General features: G+C 43.4%; 9 protein-coding genes. All 9 read left to right on the plus strand.

Annotated features, from left to right (window positions below):
* Positions 1-42: 42 nt before the first annotated feature.
* The 9 genes from AC0YOD_RS22780 (at position 43) to AC0YOD_RS22820 (ending at position 11,670) form a co-directional block, all read left to right on the plus strand.
* The gene (locus tag AC0YOD_RS22780; protein WP_475801622.1) at positions 43-225 is read left to right on the plus strand and encodes a hypothetical protein; all 183 of its coding nucleotides are present in this window, start codon (positions 43-45) and stop codon (positions 223-225) included.
* Between the two features lie 647 nt (positions 226-872).
* Positions 873-1,853: an ABC transporter permease gene (locus AC0YOD_RS22785; protein WP_475801623.1), complete on the plus strand. Its 981-nt coding sequence runs from the start codon at positions 873-875 to the stop codon at positions 1,851-1,853.
* 127 nt (positions 1,854-1,980) lie between these two features.
* Positions 1,981-2,787, plus strand: a complete 807-nt coding sequence (locus AC0YOD_RS22790; RefSeq protein ID WP_475801624.1) for a carbohydrate ABC transporter permease — start codon at positions 1,981-1,983, stop codon at positions 2,785-2,787.
* A gap of 87 nt (positions 2,788-2,874) precedes the next feature.
* Complete coding sequence (locus AC0YOD_RS22795; protein WP_475801625.1) at positions 2,875-4,479, plus strand: extracellular solute-binding protein; 1,605 nt, start codon at positions 2,875-2,877, stop codon at positions 4,477-4,479.
* Between the two features lie 47 nt (positions 4,480-4,526).
* Positions 4,527-6,869 (plus strand): helix-turn-helix domain-containing protein, encoded by a 2,343-nt coding sequence (locus AC0YOD_RS22800; protein WP_475801626.1) that lies wholly within the window; start codon positions 4,527-4,529, stop codon positions 6,867-6,869.
* Positions 6,870-6,908: 39 nt separating this feature from the next.
* Positions 6,909-7,976, plus strand: coding sequence for a TolB family protein (locus AC0YOD_RS22805; protein WP_475801627.1), 1,068 nt, complete (start codon positions 6,909-6,911; stop codon positions 7,974-7,976).
* 1 nt (position 7,977) lies between these two features.
* Positions 7,978-9,009 (plus strand): glycoside hydrolase family 88/105 protein, encoded by a 1,032-nt coding sequence (locus tag AC0YOD_RS22810; protein ID WP_475801628.1) that lies wholly within the window; start codon positions 7,978-7,980, stop codon positions 9,007-9,009.
* Positions 9,010-9,060: 51 nt separating this feature from the next.
* The gene (locus AC0YOD_RS22815) at positions 9,061-10,773 is read left to right on the plus strand and encodes a hypothetical protein (RefSeq protein ID WP_475801629.1); all 1,713 of its coding nucleotides are present in this window, start codon (positions 9,061-9,063) and stop codon (positions 10,771-10,773) included.
* A gap of 99 nt (positions 10,774-10,872) precedes the next feature.
* A complete protein-coding gene (locus tag AC0YOD_RS22820) occupies positions 10,873-11,670 on the plus strand; it encodes a polysaccharide deacetylase family protein (RefSeq protein ID WP_475801630.1) in 798 nt (265 codons plus the stop codon).
* Positions 11,671-12,008 lie beyond the last annotated feature (338 nt).

A 12,008-nucleotide genomic window follows, 5' to 3' on the forward strand; every position in this document is an offset into this window, starting at 1 on the left:
ATGTGATTTGAAAATAAATCAAACTATTGGAGGATGATTGCTATGGAAAAAAGCAATGCGATGTTAAAAGACGGTACTCTCTTATTGTTGATGTGCTCCCTAGTGCTTAGTTGGATCGCTAAAGATATGGATGGGTTCCTAGGCGGTTTTATGATTGGACTGAGCGGGGTTGGGTTGGCAGCGAGTTTGGTTTTGATGTCGAGAAAGCTTAAGTTGAGAAAGTAAATTTATACTGTTTATAAAAAAGAATAAAAGCTAACTTGTTTGAACTGTGCCCCACAAAGAAAGTCACTTTGAAAAAAAGTGTCTTTCTTGTGGGGCATTTGTATTTTAATCGGTATGCCCATTTATAAAAGTTGATGAGCCGACACTCTTAGCACATCAAAGATCAAGGTTTTAGTCTAGAAGGTCTGTTAGAAATGCCCCTAAAAGGAGGAAACACATCATACGTACTCGTTGAGCTTATCCCCAAAGGGACAAAGCAGCATTCTCTATGGTTTAATAAAGTTGATATATAGAGTAATATCCATCAATCTACGCTGAAACATCTGGCCTGATTATGCTTAATAATATGGGGACTGAACGTTACAACATCCCAAACTTTTGTAAGCGCTTTCTGTTTCGGGCTACATTTTGTTTCTAAGCTTCGACTTAACAGGCAAAAAACACTAAAGCCCAAGTACTTATGCTGGAATGAACTGATCCCAAATCGAAAAAGGATAGTATCACAAGAATGGAAGGGTGCTATTTCAGAGTGAAGGAATAGTAGCACAAAAAGTGGAGATTTCGGCAAACGTACCGTACATGTTACTTTAGGTTGGTAAGGCGATACTGAAAAACATTATAACAAATGAGAAGAAAGGGGGATTACATTGAAGCAACATTCGCAATCGGCGGCTCATACTCCAATGCCTGAGTTGCCGAAGACAGGAGCAGGCTCGAGATGGTTAACGTCCATGCGAAAGGAATTAACCCGCAATCGATTTCTTTATTTGCTTCTATTGCCTGTAATCATTTATTTATTGCTCTTTAAATACGCACCTATGGCTGGAGAAATAATTGCCTTCAAAAATTATCGATTGTCCGATGGGATTTGGGGGAGCTCGTGGGTAGGATTTCAACAGTTTGAGAAGCTGTTTGCGAGCCGTGAATTTTATATCGTTTTAAAAAATACACTGCTGCTCAATCTGTATCATTTGCTCTTTGCCTTTCCTGCCCCGATCCTGCTGGCGATCCTGCTTAATGAAGTAAGGGTGGAGTGGTACAAACGAACACTGCAAAACTTGCTGTATATTCCTCATTTTATTTCGTGGATTGTCCTTGGCAGCATCATCATTGCACTATTATCGCCATCGACAGGAATTGTGAATTATTTACTTCAGGCGTTTGGGATCGAGCCGATTTATTTTATGGCTGATAAAGTCTGGTGGCCAGTGACCTTTATTGTGTCTGGTATTTGGAAGGAAGCAGGGTTTGGGACGATTCTCTATTTAGCGGCAATGGCCTCGATTGATCCAACACTATATGAAGCCGCTAAAATAGACGGAGCCAATAAAATTAGGCAGATCTGGCATGTTACGCTGCCAGGCATCCGCAGTACAATCGCGATTCTTCTGATCTTGCAAGTAGGTAAAATGATGGATGTCGGTTTCGAACAGGTATATGCACTTCGAAATCCAGCTGTAACCAGTGTGGCCGAAGTAATCAGCACCTTCGTTTATACCCGGGGAATTGTGAACTTGCAGTACAGTTACACTACCGCCTTAGGCTTGTTCCAATCACTCATCGCTCTCATCCTTATTGTTTCGGTGAATCGAATTATTAAAGCGCTGGGAGAACGAGGATTATGGTAAGAAATGAAAGGAATGAAAGGAATGAAAGGAATGAAAGGAATGATGCGCTCTGAAGCTTGGACAACAAACCGTTACTTCGATCCTTTTTCGCTGGCTTAATTACATCATTCTTGCGCTGTTCGCTTACATGGCATTATTTCCGTTTATTAACGTCATTGCTGTATCGTTCAGCAGCAGCAGGGCAATCAATGCAGCCGAAATCTTCATGTGGCCGATAGAATTCAATGTGGAAGCCTATTTAAAGCTGCTGAAAGACGGACAATTAATAGTTGCCATGAAGAACACCGTTATTATTACGGTAATTGGAACGGCTTTGAATATGTTTTTTACGATAATTGCCGCATATCCGCTATCTAAAGCGAGATTGAAGGGCAGAAATGTTATACTGATGGCCATTTTATTTACGATGCTGTTCAGCGGCGGACTGATTCCAAATTTTCTTCTTATCAATAGCATGGGTCTGACCAATACGTATTGGTCACTTTGGCTGCCAGCACTTATAAGCGCTTACAATATGTTTGTTATGAAATCGTTTTTGGAAGGGCTGCCGGATGAACTGGAAGAATCCGCTGCGATTGACGGTGCTGGTGATTTCACAATTTTATGGCGAATTATATTGCCGCTCTCTAAACCGGTCATTGCCGCATTGACCTTGTTCTATGCAGTGGGCTGGTGGAACTCCTATATGAATGTCCTGATCTATATTCGCAGCACAGACAAAGTGTCCTTGATGGTGAAATTGTATCAGATGATCGATTTGGTAAGTCCCGAATTGCTGCGCGGAAGCGGGGAAGGTGTCTCGCAAGTTTCAATTACGCCGGAAGGTATTCGGGCTGCGGCTGTCGTGTTTGCGATTGTGCCGATTTTATGTGTGTATCCATTCTTGCAAAAGCATTTTATTAAAGGCGTGCTGCTTGGTTCTATAAAAGGTTAGCTGTCCGAACCGTGCAATGAGCTGAATATCAAGAGCGCCTTAAATGTGCGTTTTGATATAAAAAAACAATCCCATAGGAGGTCAAGTATGAAACAAAATAGAATACAAAAAGGAAAAATGTTGTTTATGCTGGTTATGATCATGGCTCTCTTGGCAACGGCGTGTTCCAACAGCGGGGGAAATACGAAGACAACAAACCAAAGCACTGCCAAGCCTACCGGCGAATCATCAACCGGAGAAAAGGACCCCTATGAGGGATTAGCCAAGAAAGTCAGCATATCCACGTTTGATAGAGGCCAAGTATCCAGTGATGAGGGCACTTATGAGGAAAACCGCTGGGTGAAATGGATTCGCGAGCAGTCGGGTATTGATGTAACGGTCGTTCCTGTACCGCGCAACCAAGCGCAGGATACGCTTAACGTATTGATTGCATCCAAACAAGCGCCGGATCTGCTATGGGAGTATGATCGGACATATATTGGCAAGCTGGTCACCCAGGGGGTTATTCAACCGATCGGGGATTATATTGAGAAATACAGCACGACTTATAAAAAATATTTAGAAGAGAATCCAGACTTGCTTCCTTATATAACTTTTGATGGCGAAGTCTATGCGGCTGTGACGAAACGTGCGATTACAGGCATCGTGAATCATGGCATGTGGATTAGACAGGATTGGCTGGATGAACTAAAGCTTGAAAGGCCTACGACAGTGGAGGAGCTTGTTGTCGTGGCTAAAGCGATGAAGGAGCGTTATCCAGACAGTACGCCGATTGTTGGTCATACGACATTCGATATTTACTCTGCACTTTATGCGGCAATGAACAATCAATGGTATGTGGAAGACGGAAAGATGGTATATGGTGCGACTCTTGATCGTTTCGGCGAAACGATTGCATTGGAGAAGCAGCTGTATGATTTGGGGCTTGTCGATCGCGAATACTTAACGGACAGCAATAATCAGCGTGCAACCCAGTTGTGGACAACAGGTAAAGCCGGCATCTATATGGGGCAATGGGGAACCGGCACTATGGATATTTTAATGAAGGACCTACTGATCAATGTGCCGGATGCCAAACCTGAGCCTCTGGAAGCGGTTGCTACTTCGCATGGCAAATTTGGCACGTACCAGGAGGCCTCGCCGCTCTTTTATATCGCTTTTAATAAGGATATGAAAAATCCAAAGGCCGCAATGGAATACTTGGATTGGATTTTGGAGAAGGGCTGGTTCACACTAGTGAATGGTGAGGAAGGCGTACATTATGAAATGGTAGACGGCGTTGCAAAGCGTCTTGATCCAGATAAATTTACGAAAGAAGTCATTTACGCAGGAGAATACGCTGTATTGCGTGATGAGAGTGGCTTCAAAGCGGAGAACCTGCTTGTTCAAGCTGCCAGTGATGAGGTTTCACAGCGCATTGTCAAGTTGGATATGAAATCTTTGGATATTGTACTGAAAAATGAGTTCCGACGCGATATTCCTTATCAGCCAAGTTTTGATGAAATCAATGAAATTCGTTCAACGCTTGATACCTTTATTCGGGAAACACGTGCTAATGCTGTAACGCAAGGAGCGAAATATACAGGACAGTGGGCACTGGACGAAATTCGCAAAGAATGGAAACGTCTGGGCGGTGAAAAAGCAGAAGAAATTGCCCAGCAGTGGTATGAAGATAATAAAGCCAACTTTTAGATTCTAAAGCGTTTGCCCTCGAAGACTAAAACGAAGGAGGAACAGATATGAAGCTCGGACAAAATCGGCGGTTATTTAAGGCGGTTGCAATACTATCGATGCTGCTGTTCTTCCTCGTTTTTTCATCCGCCTTTTTAACCTATTCCGTATTCAACCGCCAATTGGAGCGGCAGTTGACCAGTACGAACATGGAGCTCCTAGGACAGCTTGATCACAAGCTTGAACTGTCACTCAAGCATATTGATAAATCAGCTATTCAACTGCTAAAAGCTTATGATGTTGGACGGTTTTTCAATGATGAGCTCAGCCAGCAGGAAAGTCACAATAATGCTTTTCGAGTATCTACTCTGATTACGAATGCGATTAATAGTATTGATTATATTTTTTCGATTGATCTTTATTCATACGGCATGCAGCGGCTGGTTTCAGGAAATGTATTAACTGAACAGGATTATAAGCTGGATTTCTCATGGATTCCAGAATTTCAGCAGTATGATGGATACTTCAATTGGATGTCGACTCGCAAGGTACAGCTTAATCACTCACAGTATCCCATATATCGGAATGTGGTAACGCTGGTTCGTTCCTACCCGCTTATTCATTCTCCAGGTACACGCGAAGGTGCGATTGCAGTAAATATTAAAGAGGATTTGCTTTATGGCTTGATTCGAAATACGGCAGCGGTAGATAAAGGACAGACTTTCATTATAGATAGTGAAGGAGTCGTGGTGCTGCATTCGGACCAGAACAAGCTGGGCAAGGATATTAGTGAATTTCCGTATATTCATCATATTTTGAATGGAATGGAAGCGAGCGGACATTTCTCAGAGCAGGTTGATCAGACGGAATCCTCTGTTTTTTACGTGAAATCGGATTATACCGGCTGGAATATTGTACGGGTTGTGCCTGAGGCACAGTTTCTAAAGCCGCTTTATGCTATTCGAAATGGCTTGCTTATCCTTGCAATTGTGTTGTTTATGGTAGCGACAGCATCGGCGGCAATGGTAGGCCGTTGGATCTTCAAGCCAGTCAACCGTTTTATTCAGGCCATGACTCGTCATTTAACTGCTCATCCGAAGGAAGCGACAGCACGGAAGTATACAGATGAATTCCAATATTTTGAATCGACGGTACAACATATTTTACAAGATCGAGAAGAGCTGCATAAGCAGGTGATAGAAAGCAAGCCGCTCATCAAATGGCAGCTGCTGACTGAATTGCTATCTGAGAAACGCAAAAACTTTGCAGTGCTGCAGCCTTATATGGATATGCTCGGCATTAGTTTGTATCGAGACCATTTTGTCGTTATGAGCATTGAATTTGACAACAAGCATGAAATTTCCTCACCGCGGGATTTGCAGTTGTATGCGTATGCGCTCTGCAATGTTGCGGAGGAATTGATGAATGCAGAGAGCCGTGGGATCGCGGTGGAACTGAGTAGCGGCAAGTGCGCGGTCATTATGAGTTTTGGCGATAGCGATGACCCGGAGCGCCATATGATGCGGGCAGTGGCAGTCGCTGATTTAATGAAGGATTTCGTACAGGAGTACTTTAACCGTACGATTACAATTGGTATTGGAGATGTTTTCGAAACGGTTAACGATATTCATCGTTCCTACAAGCAATCACTAGAGGCACTGCGCTATAAGCTCGTGATGGGAAGTAATTCGATCATTACTAAAGAAGATGTATTCAGCGATCAATCACCGCAATTTTACCGATTATTCGCAATGACAGAAGGTATTGTTGCTTCGGTTAAGGTTGCTGATGCGGATAAGATGAAGCTGCAAGTGCACAGATGGTTTGAATCCTTCACCGAGCATGTTGTGCCGCCGGAAATGATTATGCAGCTGATTGTGCAATGCCTAATGAAGGCGGCAACCGCAGCTGTAGAAATTGGCGTTGACCCGGAAAGGATTTTGCCGGAGCAGTACATGGTTGAGATGCTGAATCAGTATGAGCAGCTGCACCATCTAGAGGCATTTACGATACAATCACTGGCGAGCTTCATCGAGCAAATTAAGGAAAAACGTAATAACAGAGATCGAAATGATGTCATTGATAAAGTGATGCTGTACATTCAAATGTATTATATGCGCAGCGATTTATCGCTCAATTTGCTCGCGAGCGAGTTTCATTTGAGCGTATCTCATCTCAGCAAGCTGTTCAAAGAACAGAAGGAATGCAATTTTATTGATTATTTGATGGAGACGCGCATGAACAAAGCCAAACAGCTGCTCAAGGATTCTGAAGAGTTGATTCGTGATATTGCGGAGAGCGTGGGCTATACAAATGTGAATAGCTTTGTGAGGATATTCAAGAAAATTACTGGGCTTACGCCTACGGAATTTAGAGAGCGGGTACGGAGGGAATTGGACGAGGAAGTCTAAAAGTCATTTCAATAATAGTGAAGAGAGGAAGATCGCAGCATGTTATTACGCCAGTTGAAGGACTCATTAACGAATATCAATATTCTGGCTGTTGGAAATCCCGGTGCGGATACCGGCCAGAACTATTTTACAGCACAAACCTGGATGGCGGACAGCCGTCATATTATTGTTTGTACGGATATCGATGAGGAGAGAAAAGGACGCTATGTTCGTTTTGATACGGAGACAGGTGAGAATGATACGCTGCTGGAAGAATTGAGCTGGGCCTGCGGAATCATATCGGCCAATGACCTTTTCTATTATTACATTGATTCAACCATTTACGAATATAACCTGCATACGAATGCTTGTCGTACCGTTTGCAGTTTGGAGGTCGGAACTGAGGTTTGTGGTCCGCTCTCTATCACTAATGATGGGAAAAAGCTGGGTATTTATTGGAAGCGTAGCGAGGAATGGATAATTGGGACGGTTGAAGTTGACAGTGGATTTGTTAAAGAGGTGGCAGCACCGGGCTTTCAAGAGCCATATCCGATAGCGAACCATTCGATGATTAATCCTGAATATGAACAGCTTGTTTTTTTTGCCCATGAAGGCAAAACGGAGCACATCGGGGATCGCATCTATGTCGCGGACTCATCAACGCAAGAGATACGCAATGTGTTCCGTCAGCAGCGGCTGGATACAGGGGAGCATGTGGAGTACGTAGGGCATGAGATGTGGGCGGCAGATGGAGAGTATCTATATTTCGTCAAGTATCCGCAAAGCCCTCTTAAACCTACAGGCGTGTATCGGGTTGGTAAATGGGGAGAGGAGTGGGAGTTTATTAATGGCGACTACCCGTATTGGCATGTATCACTCAGTCCTGACGGTCGCTGGGCAGTTGCAGATACGATTGAAGAGGAAGAAGTAAGCAAAATCGTCTTAGTCCATTTGGAATCCCGAACAACCCAATTGTTATGCGAGCTGCCTTTATGGAGAGATCATCCCGGACATCCTCATCCGATGTTCAGTCCCGATAGCAGTCGGGTGTCGTTTACTTTTGCAGATGAGCATCAGCATTTATGGATTGGTGTAATCGACATTGATCAAATTTTGAAGGAGGATTGATATGCCACAACAGATTGCAAATACAATGTTCAGAATCTACCGTTATATGATAGACAATCATCAGAGTAAATGGGGCATGGATATCAATCATTGGGACTGGGTTCCTGGTGTAGGTGTTATTTCCATTTTGGATTACGGAGAGAAGACAGGGCAAGAAGAGGTCATTCATTACGTACAATCATGGGTTGAGCAGAATAAGCATAAGTCCGATAATCAAAAAGTGATTAATGCAATGGCGCCTTTTGCTATATTTCCATCCTTGTATCGTCGCACGGGGCAGGAATGGCTATTGGTCAAATCACAGGAAATTGCACACTGGATGCTAAACGAAGCACCGCGCACTCGCGAGCGGGCTTTTGAGCACACCGTTACTGAAGCAATTGAATTTCATGAACAGGTTTGGGCGGATACCGTATATATGGCAGTTCTTTTTCTTGCTCGTCTGGCAAAGTTGACCGGTAACAAGCGGATGGCTGAAGAGGCGCTGGAGCAAGTGATCCTTCATTTGCAACTGCTTCAAGATACAAATACAGGATTGTTATATCACGGCTGGAACTGTGAGGCAGGCAATCATTTATCAGCGGTTCATTGGGCACGAGCCAATGCTTGGATCGTAATGAGCGTTCCTGAAATAATGACAGAGATTAGTGGACTAATAGCAATTCCTAGTGAACTGCTTGAGCGCTATCGCAGCCTTGCTGCGGCTCTTCGTTCTTGTCAGGCTTCAGATGGGCTTTGGCATACCGTACTTGATCGCGTTGATACGTACAAAGAAACGTCAGCAAGTGCTGGAATCGCATGTGGTTTCATAAGAGGGGTTAATGCTGGCATACTCGATGCATCATACTTGGAGTCGGCTGAGCGAACCCTTCCGAGTGTGTTGTCCTTGATTAATTTGTTTGGCGAAGTGGCGGGGGTATCTGGCGGAACGCCTATAATGCTATCAGTTGATGCTTATAACCACATTCCGATTTATCCTACACTATACGGGCAAGGATTGACTCTGCAACTGTTGACAGAAATTCAGATGTGAACGGAATTGAAAAAACTGCTGAACGTAAATTGAATAGATACGAGGGATGATATGAACATAGGGGACTCTTCAAATAATCCATTTAATAACAGACAAAAGCTTATTAAACTGATCGATTCCCGAGACTCTCAGTACAATCCAGAAAATCACATGCTGAGATCGCCGTTTAGCAGTCCTGGGTATCATACAACCATCAAACAAGCTGATTTTATTCATTCAACACGGAGTTCTCTCTTATATGCGCTTGGTCTGCTAGATACGGAGGAAGAACGCTATGAGCAGCGCGCTTTCGATATTATTGAGCAGGTTATTTCGCTGCAAGATACGGATCGCAGCAGCAGTACGTTCGGTATCTGGTCCTGGTTCTATGAGGAGCCATTGGAGCAGATGTCGCCTCCCGATTGGAACTGGGCTGATTTTTGCGGAAAACTGCTAACGCTGATCATTTCAAGGCACTCCGCCCGATTGCCAGAGATGCTGAGACAGTCGGTGCAACAAGCAATCTACAATGCCTGTGACGCGATTATTATAAGGAATATAGGACCGCATTACACCAATATTGCAATTATGGGCTCGTTCGTTACACTCATTGCAGGTGAACTATTCGAACGGCAGGATTATGTGAAATACGGATATGAACGGTTGGAAAAGCTGCACAACTATACATTACCTCGTCAGGCTTTCCAAGAATATAATAGTCCTACTTACACTTATGTTGCAATATTGGAACTGTCCGCTCTTGTAACGGAAACGAGAAATGCTAATGCGAAGCAGCTCGGAAACGACTTGCTGAATATTGCTTGGAAAAGCGTAGCAGATCATTTCCATATGGCTACAAGGCAGTGGTCGGGTCCGCACAGTCGGTGTTACAAGACTTTGCTTACACCGCAGAGTAAAGCTTTTCTACAATTAGCAACAGGAGGAAAGCTAGTCTTCTATCAGGAGGATGAATTACCCTATGATGAAGATTGGTATAAGTGTGGTATTGCCTGTCCAGAGCAATATTTGGATCGTTTCCTTGACCGGGATCAGCGTACGATTAGGGAATGTTTCGGGATCAGCGGCAACGGTACGGAGAAGTGGGCAACCACATATCTGACGCCGACTTACTCGCTCGGCAGCTTCAACAAAGAGATCATGTGGAACCAGACACGAACTTTACTGGCGTATGTGGATAATGGAGGTCAGGCTACCTATTTGCATCTTCGTGCGTTGCATGATGGATATGATTACTGTTCGGCCATCTTTCACGGAGAGCAGCGGTCAAACCATGTATTATTTGGCGTTAATTTTGCAGTCAATGGCGGTGATACTCATCCGAATTTGGATATGATTGATGGGTCCATCCAGGCTTCTGACTTTCGATTGCGTCTAGAGATTGGCGGAGCGTTGAATAACGTCAGTACATTTGTGGAGAAGGAATCTGTTCAACTTAGAATCGGGGCGACGCTCGTGTCGCTGCGTACCTGGTTTGCTGCATTTGTTGATCAGAGTGAAGGGGCTGAATCTAGAGATTGGAGCTGGGAAGTGAATAAGGTAAATGATGTGCTGGGCATTGACCTTATCCTTCATGCGGGTGAAAGGAAGACCATTCATTTTCAAAACTTAAATAAGGCTGCATTTCTCTTTTCACTTTGCATAGGAGAAGGACTTGAGAGCTTCGTACCGCTGATCGAACAAACAGAGGAGCTGGTATTAGTGAGCGGAAGCTGGAATAACGAGGAAATGTGTCTTTCTTTACCGCTAAGACCAGGTATATTATAAGTATTCGGTATCTATGAGCCCGTCGAATTACCGATGGGCTTTTCTGGTTCCTGTAGACAACCCAGCTGAGGACAACAAAAATAGAGAGGAAGAAATATCATGAGAATCCAGTATACGTTATTTCCTGAAGGACGAACAAAGGCGATGACCTTCAGCTACGATGATGGGTGTACTCAAGACCGTCTACTCGTAGGGAAAATGAATCAGTATGGCTTTAAGGGAACCTTTCATCTGAATTCTGGCTTTCTTGATCGAAAAGGATATATTACAGCAAAAGAGGTTCGATCCCTTTATCAGGATCATGAAGTGTCTGTGCATACGGTCAATCACCCTTTTCTAGAACTATCTCCTACTGACCAAGTGACATATGAAATCTTGGAAGACAGGCGGGTATTGGAAGCTCTGGTCCATTATCCTATACATGGAATGAGCTATCCATATGGGACTTATGATGATAGAGTCGTAGCCATGCTGCCGATGCTTGGTATTGAATATGCAAGAACCGTGAACAGTCATGGTAAGTTCGATATGCCATCAGACCCTCTTCGTTGGAATCCAACCTGCCATCATAAACAATTATTAGAGTTCGCTAAAGACTTCCTAGCTTATGAGGATAGACATGACAGGATGTCTTTACTCTACGTTTGGGGCCATAGCTATGAGTTTGACAACGATGATAACTGGTCTATTATTGATCAGGCAGGAGACCTTTTAAAAGAAAACGATACAATCTGGCATGCTACGAATGCAGAAATTATAGCCTATAGGAAAGCTTTGGAGGAGCTGAGATTTTCTTTTGATAGACGTATTGTTCATAATCCGTCTGCAATGGATGTTTGGATAAGCGTTGAAGGTAAACCTGTTAGGATCTATGCTGGTCAATTACTTCACTTATAAATTGAAGGAATGTGGAGATAGAATTTGAGTGAGTTTTATATGAAACAAGCCAAGGGTCTGAACAGACCGCTTGGCTTTATTTGTTTTTATCATATTTTGTCGCATACTATCAAGAAAATGAGGAAAGTGCGACTCTTTACGACAATTTCTCTTATTATCCACAAAACTTTCCAAAATTTAGACGATTTTCTATTGACGTCATAAACTATTATTGTTAAATTTTGATATAGTGTGGCAACTAGGATTATTGAAAGATAAATATTTGCTTGCGAGAGAGAATAGCATTCATTTAAACCAAATCCGTTACTGCACTACATAGCGAAATAGAAATATTTCCT

It is taken from the genome of Paenibacillus sp. J31P13 (assembly GCF_056269295.1).